Source organism: Paraburkholderia sp. CNPSo 3274, assembly GCF_024206475.1.
Lineage (GTDB): Bacteria > Pseudomonadota > Gammaproteobacteria > Burkholderiales > Burkholderiaceae > Paraburkholderia.
Genome location: NZ_JAMBPR010000018.1, coordinates 28,508 through 44,358, shown reverse-complemented (window position 1 = coordinate 44,358; position 15,851 = coordinate 28,508). Strand labels below are relative to the sequence as shown.

16 protein-coding genes and 1 pseudogene are annotated in these 15,851 nt (G+C 64.7%); 6 read left to right on the top strand and 11 right to left on the bottom strand.

Features of this window, described 5'->3' with window-relative positions; genetic code table 11:
- Positions 1 to 7: 7 nt before the first annotated feature.
- Positions 8 to 328, bottom strand: coding sequence for a DNA-binding protein (locus M3I54_RS14535; RefSeq protein WP_254337090.1), 321 nt, complete (start codon positions 326 to 328; stop codon positions 8 to 10).
- Between the two features lie 371 nt (positions 329 to 699).
- On the opposite strand from M3I54_RS14535, the gene M3I54_RS14530 reads away from it, so the two are divergent.
- Positions 700 to 1,563, top strand: a complete 864-nt coding sequence (locus M3I54_RS14530; RefSeq protein ID WP_254336954.1) for an SAM-dependent methyltransferase — start codon at positions 700 to 702, stop codon at positions 1,561 to 1,563.
- Between the two features lie 19 nt (positions 1,564 to 1,582).
- On the opposite strand, the gene M3I54_RS14525 is transcribed toward M3I54_RS14530, so the two are convergent.
- Both M3I54_RS14525 and M3I54_RS14520 read right to left on the bottom strand, forming a co-directional pair.
- Positions 1,583 to 2,152 carry a DUF1415 domain-containing protein gene (locus tag M3I54_RS14525; RefSeq protein WP_254336952.1) on the bottom strand — a complete coding sequence of 190 codons (570 nt, stop codon included), beginning with the start codon at positions 2,150 to 2,152 and terminating at the stop codon, positions 1,583 to 1,585.
- Between the two features lie 4 nt (positions 2,153 to 2,156).
- Complete coding sequence (locus tag M3I54_RS14520; protein WP_254336950.1) at positions 2,157 to 2,813, bottom strand: TetR/AcrR family transcriptional regulator; 657 nt, start codon at positions 2,811 to 2,813, stop codon at positions 2,157 to 2,159.
- 174 nt (positions 2,814 to 2,987) lie between these two features.
- On the opposite strand from M3I54_RS14520, the gene M3I54_RS14515 reads away from it, so the two are divergent.
- From M3I54_RS14515 to M3I54_RS14505, 3 genes are all read left to right on the top strand, one after another.
- Entirely contained in the window at positions 2,988 to 4,271 is a 1,284-nt protein-coding gene (locus tag M3I54_RS14515; RefSeq protein WP_254336948.1) for an MFS transporter, read from the top strand.
- Between the two features lie 173 nt (positions 4,272 to 4,444).
- Entirely contained in the window at positions 4,445 to 5,047 is a 603-nt protein-coding gene (locus tag M3I54_RS14510) for a nitroreductase family protein (protein WP_254336946.1), read from the top strand.
- 191 nt (positions 5,048 to 5,238) lie between these two features.
- On the top strand, positions 5,239 to 6,498 hold the full coding sequence (locus tag M3I54_RS14505) for an Hsp70 family protein (protein ID WP_254336944.1): 1,260 nt from the start codon (positions 5,239 to 5,241) through the stop codon (positions 6,496 to 6,498).
- Between the two features lie 157 nt (positions 6,499 to 6,655).
- Here the strand turns inward: M3I54_RS14505 and M3I54_RS14500 are convergent, their stop codons facing one another.
- Entirely contained in the window at positions 6,656 to 6,859 is a 204-nt protein-coding gene (locus tag M3I54_RS14500; protein ID WP_027797379.1) for a cold-shock protein, read from the bottom strand.
- A gap of 433 nt (positions 6,860 to 7,292) precedes the next feature.
- On the opposite strand from M3I54_RS14500, the gene M3I54_RS14495 reads away from it, so the two are divergent.
- A complete protein-coding gene (locus M3I54_RS14495) occupies positions 7,293 to 8,888 on the top strand; it encodes an APC family permease (RefSeq protein WP_254336942.1) in 1,596 nt (531 codons plus the stop codon).
- Positions 8,889 to 8,980: 92 nt separating this feature from the next.
- On the opposite strand, the gene M3I54_RS14490 is transcribed toward M3I54_RS14495, so the two are convergent.
- From M3I54_RS14490 to M3I54_RS14460, 7 genes and pseudogenes are all read right to left on the bottom strand, one after another.
- On the bottom strand, positions 8,981 to 9,775 hold the full coding sequence (locus M3I54_RS14490; protein ID WP_254336940.1) for a class III extradiol ring-cleavage dioxygenase: 795 nt from the start codon (positions 9,773 to 9,775) through the stop codon (positions 8,981 to 8,983).
- Between the two features lie 149 nt (positions 9,776 to 9,924).
- Positions 9,925 to 10,548 carry a UbiX family flavin prenyltransferase gene (locus tag M3I54_RS14485; protein ID WP_309249611.1) on the bottom strand — a complete coding sequence of 208 codons (624 nt, stop codon included), beginning with the start codon at positions 10,546 to 10,548 and terminating at the stop codon, positions 9,925 to 9,927.
- Between the two features lie 150 nt (positions 10,549 to 10,698).
- On the bottom strand, positions 10,699 to 11,010 hold the full coding sequence (grxD, locus tag M3I54_RS14480; protein ID WP_028208749.1) for a Grx4 family monothiol glutaredoxin: 312 nt from the start codon (positions 11,008 to 11,010) through the stop codon (positions 10,699 to 10,701).
- 84 nt (positions 11,011 to 11,094) lie between these two features.
- Positions 11,095 to 11,964, bottom strand: coding sequence for a peptide chain release factor N(5)-glutamine methyltransferase (prmC, locus tag M3I54_RS14475; RefSeq protein WP_254336938.1), 870 nt, complete (start codon positions 11,962 to 11,964; stop codon positions 11,095 to 11,097).
- Between the two features lie 13 nt (positions 11,965 to 11,977).
- Positions 11,978 to 13,060, bottom strand: a complete 1,083-nt coding sequence (gene prfA / locus M3I54_RS14470; RefSeq protein ID WP_254336936.1) for a peptide chain release factor 1 — start codon at positions 13,058 to 13,060, stop codon at positions 11,978 to 11,980.
- Positions 13,061 to 13,288: 228 nt separating this feature from the next.
- Positions 13,289 to 14,554: pseudogene (gene hemA, locus M3I54_RS14465) on the bottom strand (glutamyl-tRNA reductase); the annotation flags it as partial.
- Positions 14,555 to 14,581: 27 nt separating this feature from the next.
- Complete coding sequence (locus M3I54_RS14460; RefSeq protein WP_254336934.1) at positions 14,582 to 15,328, bottom strand: response regulator transcription factor; 747 nt, start codon at positions 15,326 to 15,328, stop codon at positions 14,582 to 14,584.
- 195 nt (positions 15,329 to 15,523) lie between these two features.
- On the opposite strand from M3I54_RS14460, the gene M3I54_RS14455 reads away from it, so the two are divergent.
- On the top strand, positions 15,524 to 15,781 hold the full coding sequence (locus tag M3I54_RS14455; RefSeq protein ID WP_254336932.1) for a hypothetical protein: 258 nt from the start codon (positions 15,524 to 15,526) through the stop codon (positions 15,779 to 15,781).
- Positions 15,782 to 15,851: the final 70 nt, after the last annotated feature.

Genomic DNA, 15,851 nt, shown 5'->3' with positions numbered 1-15,851 from the left:
ATCGGCTTCACCCCGGATAGGCCTCGTCGACCTTTAGGCCTGCCAGCTTGAAAATCACGCGCAGCGTTTGCGGCTTGATATCGCGGCGCGACGCCAGCGCCGACATCACAAAATCGAGCACCTTGGCGTACTTCAGCAGAATCAGGCAGGTCTCGAGATCCGAAGGGCCGTCGCGCATACTTTCCGCGACCCGCAGCATCTGCACCGAGATTTCGCGCGCCATTTCCAGCTCCAGTTGCTGCTTTTCCGTCCAGTCGGGAACCGTGACGAGTTTCGTAAGCAGTTCCTGGAATTTTTGCTCTGCGTTTCCGTCAGGAATCGTATTCATTGCATGCCCCATGCAAGGCCGTACAGCGTCGTGCGCTCTTCGCGCAGCGAGGACTGCGCCAGCCTGATTCATCGCAACCGGCACTCGGTGCGACCTCCCAATGCGCGCCTGTCGATTCGTTGCCGGCCGGTCGCGCTACGTTTTGGTCCTTTTTGGGCATCGGGGACGAAAATCCTCGTGTCTCTTCTATTCAACCCCTCCCTGGTGTCCGCACGTGGGTCAGCGTGCCTGGACGCCATTACGACACTGGCTGCTCTTGTGGGTTCGGCAGCCTGGACTAGCTTTTTTCGTAAAATGACAGAATTACTGCAGCCCGTCTGTCGCCTGTCGCACGTTTCGCGACATACCACGCCTTTCATCTGACCACGCCGATGTCCAGCAAGACTTACGAAGTCCGTCCGAACCAGTCCGTCGAACTCCTCAAGGAGCTCCACATCCTGACGCGCGACGGCAAGATGAACCAGGACAGCCGCCGCAAGCTGAAACAGGTCTATCACCTGTTCCAGTTCATCGAGCCGCTGCTCAAGGACCTCAAGCAGGATGGCCGCGACGTGACCCTCGTCGATCACGGTGCGGGCAAGTCCTATCTGGGCTTCATTCTCTACGACCTGTTCTTCAAGGATCAGCGCGACAGGTCACACATTTATGGCATCGAGACGCGCGACGAGCTTGTGCAGCACTCGGAGGAGCTGGCCAAACGGCTGGGCTTTGGCGGGATGTCGTTCCTGAACCTTTCGGTCGCCGATTCGATCACCTCGCCGCAACTGCCGCCGACCGTTGATATCGTGACTGCGCTGCATGCCTGCGACACCGCCACCGACGACGCCCTGCGCTTCGCACTCAAGAAGCACGCACGCTACATCGTGGTCGTGCCGTGCTGCCAGGCCGAGGTGGCGGGTGTGCTGCGCCGGAATAAAGGCAAGTCGCTCGGCCAGGCGCTCACGGAGATCTGGCGCCATCCGCTGCATACGCGCGAATTCGGGAGCCAGATCACCAACGTGCTGCGCTGTCTGCAACTCGAGGCGCACGGCTATCAGGTGAGCGTGACGGAACTGGTGGGCTGGGAGCACTCGATGAAGAACGAACTCATCATCGCCCAGTACAAGGATTTGCCGCGGGGTCGTCCGGCGGCGCGCCTCACCGAGATTCTCGATACTTTCGGGCTGGCGGACCTGCGCGAGCGCTTTTTCGCCGACGAGGGCGAGGCGCCCTCCGAAGCGGCAACCGAAGGCTGAACTTGTGGGCGGCGCGGCGTCAGTCGCGCTTGCTCATCCAGTCTTGCCAACCTTCGAACCCGAGCTTGCGCAGCGTTTCCTGGTTGCGTTCGTAGATGTCGGCGGCGTCGGGGAATGCCTCGACTGCGCGCTCGATGCTCGCTTCCCGCAGCAGATGCAGGATCGGATACGGCGCGCGGTTCGTGTAGTTCTCGATGTCGTCGGGCTCGGTGCCCTCGAACTGGAAATGCGGGTGAAAGCTCGCGACCTGGAGTGTGCCTTCGAGCCGCAACTGCTGCACGAGGCGCTCGGCAAACCAGGTCGACTCGTTGAAATCGGCGAAGTCGGCCAGCGCGCGGGGCAGGATCAGGAGTGTCGTGTCGATCTCCGCGGCATCTGCCTGAGCCAGCGTTTGCAGCTCGCGTTCGAGATCGGTGAGGATGCCTTCCAGATCGGTGGCCTCGCTGATCACATAGCGAATCTGATTCTTCACGTGCACGCTTTTCGCGAACGGGCAGAGGTTCAGGCCAATCACGGCGCGCGCGAGCCAGTGGCGGGTCGCTTCGAGAATGGCGGCGTGGTCGGGGGACAGAGCAGCGGTTTCGTTCATCGTGTCATTTTACGGGCGGGTAGGGCCCGGGACATGCCGCCTCGATCAACAGCTTTGCCATGCGTGGCGCCGCGAGAATCGCGCCGCACCCGGGGCCGTAAGTCTGGCTTGCGGCATAGACGCCTTCGACGAGCAGCGCGAGTTCCTCGGCGAGCGCGACCGGATCTTGGGCTCCCGCTTCCTGCGCGAGCGCGGTGAGCCGCGCCATGAGCCGCGTCTTGTTGTTGTCGACGCTGCGCCGCGCGGGGTGCGTGGCGTCGGGAAATTCGGTCGCGACGTTGACGAACGGACAGCCGCGATAGTCCGGCACCGAGGCGCGGCGCGCGAGGTCCTCGAAATATTGCACCAACTGCCTGGCCGGCTCGCCGGGATGCTTCGCGAGACTTTCGTCGAAGCGCTCGAAAAAGCGCACGTCGCAGCGCTGCAGGTAGGCGACGACGAGATCGTCCTTTGACGAAAACTGCCGGTACAGGCTCATCTTGTTGACGCCAGCGCGCTCGACCACGGCTTCGATGCCGACTGCGCGCACGCCCTCGCGATAGAACAGCTCGTCGGCGGCGCGCAGCAGGTGCTCGTGCGCGCGCGCCCCAGCCGTCTGCGCGCGGGGTCGGGTCGTGCGCGCAGCGGCAGTAGAGGTTTCGTCGTGGCCTTCGTGTTTCATGAGGGCATCTCGCGATCAGGGTGATTGCTTGACATGTTACCGAGCGGTAACTACTATCGCAACACACTTGTGACCGATCGGTAACAATCGAGCGATGGCGAATCGTCGCAGCTAGCGGTCATACCAACGAAAACATCGGCGTGTCGAACCAGACGCGCCGTGACAGGAGCGCCAATGAACTGGGCAGCGAGGCGAATAGTTGGGCGTTTCCACTACGGATGGCTCGTCGTGGCAGTGGTGTTTCTGGTGCTGCTGGCGGCGGCCGGCACGCGCGCGACGCCGAGCGTCATGATGGTGCCGCTCGAGCATCAATTCGGCTGGAGCCGGGCGACGATCTCGCTCGCCATCTCGGTGAACATCGCGCTCTATGGCCTCATGGGCCCGTTTGCGGCGGCGGCCATGCAGCGCTTCGGCGTGCGGCCCACGCTGCTCGCGGCGCTCGGCACCATGGCGGCGGGCGTGGCGCTTTCCGCGCTGATGACGCATCCGTGGCAGATGATCCTGATCTGGGGCGTGATGGTGGGCGGCGCCACCGGCGTCGCGGCGCTCTCGCTTTCGGCCACCGTCGTCACGCGCTGGTTCAGCTCGCACCGCGGGCTGGCCATGGGCATCCTCACCGCGAGTTCGGCCACGGGCCAGCTCGTGTTCCTGCCGCTCCTTGCGGCAATCGTGGAGAAACACGGCTGGCAGTCGGTGGTGCTGGTGGTCGCGGTGGCCGCCGCCGCGGTGCTGCCGCTCGTGCTGCTCCTGCTGCCCGAGCGGCCCGCGAGCGTGAATCTGCGTCCGTTCGGCGAGGACGAGAGCACCCCCGTCGCGCCGCCCGCGCCGCATCAAAATCCCCTGAAGATCGCGTTCGACGCGCTGTTCTCGGCGAGCCGCACGCGCGACTTCTGGTTGCTGTTCTTCAGCTTCTTCATTTGCGGCGCGAGTACGAACGGCTATGTGGGCACGCACCTCATCGCCATGTGCGGCGACTACGGCATGACCGAAGTGCAGGGCGCCTCGCTGCTCGCGACGATGGGCATTTTCGACCTGTTCGGCACGACACTCTCGGGCTGGCTCTCGGACCGCTTCAATAGCCGCTTGCTACTGTTCTGGTACTACGGGCTGCGCGGACTTTCGCTGATCTATTTGCCGCACGCGTTCGGCATCGACTTCTTTGGGCTGCCGATTTTCGCGGTATTCTACGGCCTCGACTGGATCGCGACGGTGCCGCCTACCGTGCGGCTCGCCACCGATGTCTTCGGCAAGGAGCGCGCGCCGATCGTGTTCGGCTGGGTCGTGGCGGGCCATCAGCTTGGCGCGGCGTTTGCGGCGTTCGGCGCGGGCCTGCTGCGCTCGAGCCTCGGCACCTATACGGTGGCGTCGATGATCTCGGGCGGCTTGTGTCTCGTGGCGTCGTTCCTCGTGCTGCGCATCAACCGCGGGCCGCGCGCCGTGGGCGTGCAAACGGCCTGACGAGGCGCCCGCCCACCGCGCCCACCGCGACTTTACAGCGCCGGTTCGCACTTTTTCGCACCCTGACGGGCGACGCGTGAGCGTCGCCCGTTGCGCTTGAGCGTATTTCACACGCTGCGGTTATTCTAGTGACCCCCGGGCAAGTCGCCCGCCACCCCAAGGACACACAAGGCATGACGAAGCACAAACCCGCACCGACAGCCGTGCCCATTCACGAACTCATCGCCGGCCGCTGGAGCCCGCGCGCCTATTCGAGCGAGCCGGTGAGCCGTGAGGCGCTGCACGCGGTGATCGAGGCGGCGCGCTGGGCGCCCTCGGGCTACAACTTGCAGCCGTGGCGCTTTATCGTGTTCGACCGCAGCGCCGACGAAATCGCGTTCAAGCGCGCATTCGCGACGCTCGTGCCGTTCAACCAGCAGTGGAATGCGCCGGCGCCGGTGCTGATCGCGGTAACGGCGCAAACGCTCAACGCGAAGGGCGAAGTGAATCGCACGGCGCAATACGATGCGGGCGCCGCGGCCATGTCGCTCGTGCTCCAGGCGCATGCGCTGGGTCTTGCGGCGCACCAGATGAGCGGTTTCGACGTGCAGGCATTCCGCACCGAATTCGCGCTGCCGAACGACGTGGAGCCGCTCTCGTTCATCTCGCTCGGCCACTATGGCGAACTCGAGAAGCTGGAGCCCGTGCTGCGCGACCGTGAAAAGGCGGAGCGCACGCGCTCGGCGGTGGGCGAGATCGCCTACGCGAACGCCTGGAAGCAGCCGTTCAAGGGCTGAGTCGGGGGAAGCCCCGCGCCCATCAGGGATTGCGAGCTTCAGCAAAAACGCGCGGCACGGCCCGCGCGTTTTTTTCTTGCGGGGCCGCATCATGGGCCCGCGGTTGCCCCGCGCCGCGCTTTCGTGCTACAAAGCCGATCCCCCCGACCTTTCCTCACTTGCGCGCGCTTTCACTGCGGCGCGCTCTTGCCATGACCAGCTTCTGCGCGATTGACTTCGGAACCTCCAATTCGGCGGTGGCGCTCCCGGCAGCGGCCGACGGCGCGATGCGCCTCGCGCCGGTGGAAGGCGCACACACCACCTTGCCCACGGCGGTGTTCTTCAACGTCGACGAGCACACGCGCGAATTCGGCCGTGCGGCGCTCGCGTCCTATATCGACGGCTTCGACGGCCGGCTGATGCGCTCGATGAAGAGCATCCTCGGCTCGCCGCTCGCCGAGAGCACGACCGACCTCGGCGACGGCAGCGCGATGCCCTATACCGAGATCATCACGATCTTTCTGGAGCACCTGAAGCGCAGCGCCGAGCGTTGCTCCGGTACGCCGATCACGCGCGCGGTGCTGGGCCGTCCGGTGTTCTTCGTCGATGAAGACCCGCGCGCCGACCGGCTCGCCCAGGACCAGCTCGAAGCCGCAGCGCGCCGTGTGGGCTTTCGCGAGATCGAGTTCCAGTACGAGCCGATCGCGGCGGCGTTCGACTACGAGTCGCGCCTCGCGCAAGAAGGGCTCGTGCTCGTCGCCGACATTGGCGGTGGTACGTCGGACTTCTCGCTCGTGCGCGTGGGGCCTGATCGGGCGACACGGCTCGAACGCAAGGACGACGTGCTCGCGCACCACGGCGTGCACGTGGCGGGTACCGACTTCGATCGCCGCGTCGAACTCGCGACCATCCTGCGCGAACTGGGCTACCAGTCGCTCGACCCCGAAGGCCGCGAGGTGCCGAACCGCATCTATTTCGATCTGGCGACGTGGCACCTCATCAACACGATCTACACGCCCAAGCGCGCAACCGAGCTGAAGCTCATGCGCCATCTTTACCCCGACACGCGCCATCACGACCGGCTGATGCGTGTGGTCGACGAGCGTCTGGGGCATGCGCTCACGGCGCGCGCCGAGGAGGCGAAGATCGGCGTTTCGGCGGGCGGAGAGACGATGATCGACCTCGAAGCCGTCGAGGCGGACTTGCGTCTGGCGTTCGGTGACACGCAACTCGTCGAGGCGGGTCGCGAGGAGACGCGGCGCATCGTGCAGGCCGCGCGTGAAACGGTGCAGGCGGCGGGTGTCGCGCCGGGGCAGGTGAGCGCGCTTTACTTCACGGGTGGCTCGACTGGCCTCTTGTTCCTGACGCAGGCGCTGGCAGAGGCGTTTCCGCAGTCGCAGGCCGTGTTCGGCGACCGTCTTGCCAGCGTGGCGACGGGACTGGGCATTCACGCACAGCGCTTATTCGTCTAACCGCGCGGGGCGCCTAAACCCCGTTGGAAAGCGCCAGACAAGAAAAAACCCCACCTTCCGGAAGAAGCGTGGGGTTTTTCGGTAAGCTTGCTAGTCAGGACCGCGCTGAAGCTGCGTTCAGATCCTAAAAGCCGTAGCAGACCAATGAGCGCAGTACTTAGACCGGCTTGATGTTGGCAGCTTGCTTGCCCTTCGGGCCCGTGCGGACTTCGAATTGAACCTTCTGGTTCTCTTGCAGCGTCTTGAAGCCGTCAACCTTGATTTCCGAGAAGTGCGCGAACAGATCTTCGCCGCCGCCGTCCGGAGTGATGAAGCCAAAGCCCTTTGCGTCATTGAACCACTTGACGGTACCGGTTTCCATATTACTTTCCTAAAAATGAATGAAGGCCGAAGCCCGAGAGGTGCACGAAAATCAAGGAAGGGGTATGGGACCAGCCGGAGTACCGTTGATGGGCGAACTACGAAAGACCAATTCACACTCGCCGCTTGAAATCCTGCCCGAACTTTATACGGCTAAATGCGAGGAAGGTCAACTAGGGGTCCCGGAAAGTTCCTATTTTTTTGCTACAGGGTCCAAATGAACCCTTACAAAGCTTGATAAGCAAATGACTTTTTTATATTAGGCGGGCGTTTTTGAAGCCCTTCCATGGTGCAACCGGTTAAACTACGCGCCGCGCGGAAGTTGCGCCTACAGGCGCAATCTTTCGTGTGGAGGTACGACAACCGCAGGAAACCCGCCCGCACAACAGACGGGATAGAGGCGGTGTCGCGCAGCTCTTGAAACAGGAGAAGACGTGAAAAGTTCTATTCAACGGAACATCGGCCCATTCGCGCTGATGTTCACCGGCCTCGGCTCAATCATCGGTTCGGGCTGGCTGTTCGGCGCGTGGAAGGCGGCGAAAATTGCAGGTCCGGCGGCCGTTTGCGCCTGGATTATCGGCGCTGTGGTCATTCTGGCTATCGCGCTCACCTACGCCGAACTCGGTGCGATGTTCCCGGAGTCGGGCGGGATGGTCCGTTACGCCCGCTACTCGCACGGGGCACTCGTGGGCTTCATCAGCGCGTGGGCCAACTGGATCGCCATTGTCTCGGTGATCCCGATCGAAGCCGAAGCCTCGATCCAGTACATGAGCACCTGGCCCTATACGTGGGCGCACGCGCTCTTCGTCGACGGGTCATTAACCCATTCAGGGCTCGGGCTCTCCGCGATACTCGTGATCATCTACTTCATGCTCAACTATTGGGGCGTGAAGCTGTTCGCGCGCGCCAACAGCGCGATCACGATCTTCAAGTTCATCATCCCGGGTCTGACGATCATTGGCCTGATGTCTGGAAGCTTCCACCATGAGAATTTCGGCGAAACGACCACGTTCGCGCCGTATGGCTGGTCGGCGGTGTTCACGGCGGTTGCCACAAGCGGCATCGTGTTCGCGTTCAACGGCTTCCAGAGCCCGATCAACCTCGCGGGCGAAGCGCGCAATCCCGCCAAGAGCGTGCCGTTCGCAGTGATCGGCTCGATCCTCTGCGCACTCGTGATCTACGTGCTGCTGCAGATCGCCTATATCGGCGCGGTCAATCCGGCCGACGTCGCGAAGGGCTGGAACACGTTCAACTTCAAGTCGCCGTTCGCGGAGCTCGCGATCGCGCTGAACCTGAACTGGCTCGCGATCCTGCTCTACGTCGACGCATTCGTGAGCCCGAGCGGCACCGGTACGACCTACATGGCGACGACCTCGCGCATGATCTACGCGATGGAGCGCAACAACACGATGCCGAAGATGTTCGGCAACGTGCACCCGTTCTACGGCGTGCCGCGTAACGCGATGTGGTTCAACCTGCTCGTCTCGTTCATCTTCATGTTCTTCTTCCGCGGTTGGAGTTCGCTCGCGGCGGTGATCTCGGTGGCGACGGTGATTTCGTACCTCACGGGTCCGATCAGCCTGATGGCGCTCAAGCGCGCCGCCTCGGAGATCGAGCGCCCGCTCTCCGTGCCGTTCATGAAAGTGATTGCGCCGTTCGCATTCGTCTGCGCGTCGATGATCCTGTACTGGGCGAAGTGGCCGCTGACCGGCGAAATCATTCTGCTGATGGTCGTCGCGCTGCCGGTGTACTTCTACTTCCAGCGCAAGCAAGGCTTTGAAGGTTGGGGCCAGGATCTGAAGGCCGCATGGTGGCTGTGTGCATATCTGCCGATCATGGCGCTCCTCTCGCTGATCGGCAGCAAGCAGTTCGGCGGCGCCGGTCTGCTGCCCTACGGCTGGGACATGCTGATCGTCGCGCTGATCGCGCTCGTGTTCTATTACTGGGGCGTGAATTCGGGCTACCGCTCGCCGTACCTCGCGGAACGCCAGGAGCACGACGAAGTCCTCGAGGGTATCGGCGCGCACTAAGTGTCGAACTAAGCGACGCGCAATACAAAAAGCCCGCCTGAAGCGATTCAGGCGGGCTTTTTTCCTTTAGAGCCAAAGCGGACGCGGCGGCTTTATTGCACGGCGCTGCCGAACACGTAGTTCGTCATCGCGAGCGCGCGCTGGTAGGTGCCGAGCGACTGCACCCCGAGCGTGTAGTCGTCGTCGGCTGCGCCGAGCGCCGCGAAGATGGGTAGCAGGTGCTCGTCGGTCGGGTGCATGAGCGCCGCATGCGGGGCGCGCTGGCGGTAGTCGAGCAACGCGTCGATGTCGCGCGCGGCGAGGTGATTCTCGAACCATTGTGTGAACTCGGCCACGCGCGGATCGGCGTCTTCCGGCCGCGCCGAGAAGTCCGCCTCGCGCAGGTTATGGGTGATCTGGCCGGAGCCGATCACCATCACGCCTTCGTCGCGCAGCGAGCGCAATGCACGGCCAAGCGCGAAGTGATGGGCGGCGTTGGCGCGCGGCTGGATCGAAAGCTGGGCGACGGGCACGTTCGCGTCGGGGAACATCAGCAGCATGGGCACCCACGCGCCATGGTCGAGGCCGTGCGCTTCCTCATCGACGGGAACGCCTTGCTCGCGCAGCAGCGCTGCTGCGCGCTGCGCCATCTCGGGCGCGCCCGGCGCGGGGTACTGGATCTCGTAGAGCGCGCGCGGAAAACCGTAGAAGTCGTGGATCGTTTCAGGCTGCGTGGCGGTGCTCACCACGGGGCGCATCGTGCCCCAATGCGCGGAGAGCATGAGCACCGACTGCGGACGCGGCAAATGCTCCGAGAGCACGGCGAAGCCGCCAGAAGGCAGCGACGGGTCGATCGGCAGCGTAGGAGCGCCGTGCGAGAGGAAAAGGGTAGGCGTGCGGGTGGTCATGATCGTGGGCTGACCGCGCGGAGCGGTCCGAAAGTATCGTATTGCGATCAATATAAGACCCTACCGTCGCGAATTAAACGGGGCGAAATGGAATTGATTGTGTCGCCGTTATTGATAATCGGCTCGGCGCGCGAAGATGCGGTCGGCGCTTATTGGTCCGTGCCGCGCAGCCCCGGCCAGGCGGGCGAAAGCGCGGGTCCGAGCGCGAACAGGTCGAGTACGCGCGCGACCGTGTGATCGACCATCTCGTCGATCGAAGCCGGCTGGTTGTAGAAGGCCGGCAGCGGCGGGAAGATCACGCCGCCCATTTCGGTCACGGCCGTCATGTTGCGCAGATGCGCGAGGTTGAACGGCGTTTCGCGCACGAGCAGCACGAGACGGCGGCGTTCCTTGAGCGTGACGTCGGCAGCGCGCGCGATCAGGTTGTCGGAGAGACCGTGGGCGACGCTCGCGAGCGTCTTCATCGAGCAGGGCGCGACGATCATGCCGTGGGTCGCGAACGAGCCCGAAGCGATGGTCGCGCCGACGTCGCGCACGGAATGCACGACATCGGCACGCGCGTGCAGATCGTCCTTGCTGAGCTGCAGTTCGTGCTGGATGTTGAGCCAGCCCGCCGCCGAAACGAGCAGATGCGTTTCGACGCCGCCCAGCCGCCGCAGCGTGTCGAGCATGCGCACGCCGTAGATCGCGCCCGTGGCCCCCGTGATCGCGACGATCAGCCGGCGTTTCGGCAGTTGTGCGATAGCGGACGAGGCAGGGGAGGCGGTATTCACGTCAGGCGGGAGTCGTAGCGTAGGCGAGGCGAGGTCGAAGCGAAGCCGAGGCGTGCACCGCCTCGTGAAAAAGCGCCGGCGTAGCGTGCCGCGCGCTCGGGACGGAACAGACGCAACGTCGTGCGCCCGATGCCGCCCCGTGGCTGGCAATTACGCCGCGGCGAAAAGCTGCTGCAGCTCGCCGTTTTGGTACATCTCCATCATGATGTCCGAGCCGCCGACGAACTCGCCCTTCACGTAGAGCTGCGGGATGGTCGGCCAGTTCGAGAATTCCTTGATGCCCTGGCGGACCGCGTCGTCCTCGAGCACGTTGACGGTCTTGAACTGATCGACGCCGCAGGCTTTCAGGATCTGCACCGCGCGACCCGAGAAGCCGCACATCGGGAACTGCGCGTTGCCCTTCATGAAGAGGACGACGGCGTTTTCGTCGACGATCTGCTTGATGCGTTGTTGGGTGTCCATGACTGACCTTGCGATTGAATTGATGCTGAATACGTTGGAATGCAGGATGAAATGATAGCGGATTTCGCCGGTGCGAGCCCGGCGTTACCGGGAGCGTTCCTGGCCGGCCGGCTGCGGCAGACAGCCCCCGCTGATGCGTTCGATCCCGGCCAGATCGCGCTCGGAGCGCACCTCCTTGAAACCGGCGTTTTCCAGCAACGCCCGAACAGCGGCCGCCTGGTCATAGCCGTGCTCCATCCAGAGCACGCCGCCCGGCGCGAGCCGGGCGGGTGCGCCCGCGACGATCGCGCGCAGGGCGGTGAGGCCGTCGGCTTCGTCGGTGAGCGCGCCGCGCGGCTCGAAGCGCAGGTCGCCTTGTTCCAGATGGGGATCGCCGCTCGCGATATACGGTGGATTGCTCACGATCGCCTCGAATCGCAGCGCCGGATCGAGTGTGTCGTACCAACTGCCCGCCACGAACGCGAGCGGGCCGCCGGGACGCTGCGCGTCGAGCAGCTTCGCGGCGTTGCGCGCAGCCACCTCGAGCGCGGCCGCCGAGCGATCGACGGCCCAGACGCGCGCATCGGAGCGTGCCGAGGCGAGCGCCACGGCAATCGTGCCGCTGCCGGTGCCGAGGTCGAGCACGCGCGGCTGTGCGACGCCTTCGAGCGCCGCGAGCGCCGTTTCCACCAGCAGCTCGGTATCGGGGCGCGGAATCAGCACGTCGGGCGTCACGTCGAAGTCGAGGCCGTAGAATTCGCGCGCGCCCACGAGCTGCGCGATCGGCTCGCCTTGCACGCGGCGCGCTTCGAGCGCGCGGTAAGCGTCCACGCGGGCCGCTTCGAGCGCCTGATCGCCGCGCGTGATGAGTTCGGTGCGGCGCCAGCCGAGTACGTGCATCAGCAGAATGCGCGCTTCGAGCGCGGACAGCGGCGTGGCGCGCAGCAGCGCCTCGGCGGTAACGGCTTCGCTCATGTCTGGTGCGCGTTTAATCCGCGTCGCCGAGCGAGGCGAGCTGCTCGGCCTGATGCTCGGAGACGAGCGCGCCGATCAGTTCGTCGAGGTCGCCGTCCATGATCGCTTCGAGGCGATAGAGCGTGAGATTGATGCGGTGATCGGTGAGTCGCCCCTGCGGGAAGTTGTAGGTGCGGATGCGCTCCGAGCGGTCGCCCGAGCCCACGAGGCTCTTGCGCGTAGCCGCTTCCTTGGCGTGCTGCTCCTGGTACTGCTTGTCCTTGATGCGCGCGGCGAGCACCTTGAGCGCGCGGTCCTTGTTCTTGTGCTGCGAGCGGTCGTCCTGGCATTCCACGACGATGCCGGTCGGAAGGTGCGTCACGCGCACGGCCGAATCGGTCTTGTTGATGTGCTGGCCGCCCGCGCCCGAGGCACGGAAGGTGTCGATGCGCAGGTCGGAGGGATTGATCTCCACTTCGCCGATTTCGTCGGCTTCCGGCATCACCGCGACCGTGCAGGCCGACGTGTGGATGCGGCCCTGCGTTTCGGTGGCGGGCACGCGCTGCACGCGATGGCCGCCCGACTCGAACTTGAGCTTCGAGTACGCCGCCTCGCCCGCAATGCGCACGATTACTTCCTTGTAGCCGCCCAGATCCGACTCGCTCGCCGACATCATCTCGATCTGCCAGCGGCTACGCTCCGCGTAGCGCAGGTACATGCGCAGCAGGTCGCCCGCGAAGAGGGCCGACTCGTCGCCGCCCGTGCCCGCGCGGATTTCGAGGAACACGTTGCGGTCGTCGTTGGGGTCCTTTGGCAGCAGCATCATCTGCAATTCGTGCTGGAGCTGCGCCATCCGCTCGCGCGCGGCTTTCACCTCTTCTTCGGCGAAGTCGCGCATCGAGGCGTCGGAGAGCAGGTCTTTCGCCGCGGCCTCATCGTCTTTTGCCTGACGCCACTGCCCGTAGTGCTCGACCACAGGCCCCAGCTCCGAATGCTCGCGTGTGAGCTTGCGGTATTGGTCGCGGTTCGAGGTCACGTCGGGACGGCTCAACAGGTCGTTCAGCTCGGCCAGGCGCGTAGTCAGCTGGTCGAGCTTCGATTGCATGCTCGTTTTCATCGGGCGGTGCGGAGCGGGCTCCGGATAGGACTGCGAGAGAGAAGAGGCGGGCGTGCGGCCCGGTCGTGCAGGGCACGCATGGCGCGCGCCCGAGCCCGAACGTCGCTAACGGTCCGAACTACCAGACGAGTCGGACGAGTCGGAAGAGCCGGAAGAGCCGGCGGAACGCGGCGAGACCGTGACGTCCGCCGCGGGCTGCGCGGCGTCGTCTGCCCGGACCGGCTGGCCGTGGCGGTAAAAGCCGCCCATCAGTTCGATGAGCGAGTCGCGCTGATCGCCGCTCGACGTGTTGAGCGCATGCGTCGGGCCGTGGATCAGCTTGTTGGTGAGCGCCTGCGACAGCGCTTCGAGCACGGCCGACGGGTCGTCGCCGCGCGAGAGCATCTTGCGGGCGCGTTCGAGCTCGGCGCGACGCAGCGCGTCGGCCTGGGTATGCATGTGGCGGATGACCGGCACGATGCTGCGCGAGTCGAGCCACTGCATGAAGTTCGCCACGCGCGACTCGATGATCGTCTCGGCCTGCGCGACCGCAGCCTGGCGCGAGGCATTGCCTTCGCGCACGATCGTGCCGAGATCGTCGACGGTATAGAGGAACACGTCTTCGAGTTGGGCGACTTCGGGCTCGATGTCGCGGGGCACCGCGAGGTCGACCATGAAGATGGGGCGATGACGGCGCGCCTTTACCGCGCGCTCCACAGCGCCGAGACCGATGATAGGCAGCGTGGACGCCGTGCACGAGACGATGATGTCGAACTCGTGCATGCGCGCGGGCAGATCGGAGAGCGGAATGGAGCGGCCGCCGAAACGCTCCGCAACATAGCGCCCGCGCTCGGCGGTGCGGTTTGCGACCACGAGTTCGCGCGGCTGCTGCGCGGCGAAGTGCGCGGCGCACAGCTCGATCATCTCGCCCGCGCCGATGAAGAGCACGCGCTGGTTGGCGATCTTGTCGAAGATGCGCTGCGCGAGGCGCACGGCGGCGGCGGCCATCGAAACCGACTGCGCGCCGATTTCGGTCGTGCTGCGCACTTCCTTCGCCACGGCGAAGGTGCGCTGGAACAACTGGTTCAAATAGGTGCCGAGCGCACCGGCCTCGGTCGCGGTGCGAACCGCAGTCTTCATCTGGCCGACGATCTGTGTCTCGCCCAGGACCATCGAATCGAGCCCCGAAGCCACCCGGAACGCATGACGCACCGCCTCGGACTGCGGCAGCGTATAGACGTGCGGCGCAAGTTCCTCTTCGCGGATGCCGTGGTAGTGCGAGAGCCAGCTCACGGCGGCGTCGCGCGAGCTTTGCGCGTCGGTCGCACAGTAGAGCTCGGTGCGGTTGCAGGTGGAGAGAATGGCGGCTTCCGGCGCGCTCAGCGAACGCTTGCCGGACCACGCTTCCTTGAACAGGGCGAGTGCGGGCTTGATCTGCTCGAGCGGAAACGCCACGCGTTCGCGCAAGGCGACGGGCGCGGTGTGGTGATTGATTCCGATCGTTAGAAGCTGCATACCATGGGGGCGAGATTTAGGCGGATATTATAACTTTTCCTCGCTTCCGACATTCGCGCCGACAGAGTCCGACACTCCGGTAGGTGATATGGGGAGTCTTTCGAGCTGGTAGCCAAAACCGTACAAAGTGGTCAAACGCCAGCCGTGCTCGGGCCAGAGCTGCAATTTGCTGCGCAGCCGGGAGGCGTGCGTGTCGAGCGTGCGCGACCGAACGTCGCGGGTCAAATGCCACACGGTTTCGAGGATGCGCGCCCGCGAAACGGGGCGCGATGCATTGGTGAAGAGCAGCAGCGCGAACCGGAATTCCTTGGGCGTGAGCGTGACGGTGTGACCCCGAAACGACGCTTCGTAGCGCCCGGAATCGAAGACGTAGTCCCCAAAGCCATGACGGGCTCGGTTGCGCGGCCGGCGCACGCCGGCGCGGCGCAGGAGCGCATCGATGCGCGCGAGCATTTCTGGGCCGCGCACGGGCTTGGCGATGCAGTCATCCGCGCCGGCCTGCAGGCTCGTGACGATTTCGCTTTCATGGGGCGCGAGCATTAGCGCGATGACGGGCAGACCCGGGAGCAGCTTGCGCACTTGGGGGATGAGGTCGTCGGCGCCGGCGTCGCCGCACCACCAGGCTGCGATCAGAAGGTCGAAGGTTTCGTCTTCGAGGGTTTCGAAAAGTTGCGCGCCAACCGGGAAGTGGTGGCATGCGTGCCCGCCCGCAATGAGCAGGCGGACGAGGATTTCGGCCTGACGGGCGTCGGGTTCGACAAGGGCGATTCGCATACGAGAGAGTGCGGCCGGGGCGGTCCGGACGCGCTTGCCTTGCGCAATCCTGCCCCCTACACTCAACCGCTACGCGGGAAGCGCCGAGCCGACCGTTTTCCAGATTTAAAAGAGACTAACCAGGTTACAAATGCTAGCTCTCGCGCTTCGGTGGTCCTATCGGACTTATCCGAAAACCTATCGGACAAGTCTTTAATGGGCTGGCCCGGTATCCTCATTCTTGGTCTGGTGGTGGGCTGTGCGGGATGGTGGCTCCATCCCTTGCGCCGTGCCGCACGTCACGGACTTGCGCTGGCGGTCGTGGCCGGCGTGCTCGGCGCGGCGCTCGCGAACGCGGCGGGCAGCGCGACCGGTCTTTTCTACGATGGCGAGTTGCTCCAGTGGCCGCTTTGCACGGCGCTCGCGCTCGTATTCGTAGGCGTGTGCGTGGCGCTGCGCGCGCGGCGGAGCTAGTCGCGCGCGGCCGGTCCTCCGAGGCGCAGCCTTTGACCGAACCCAGATCTTCCGCTTCGAATTCTTCGCA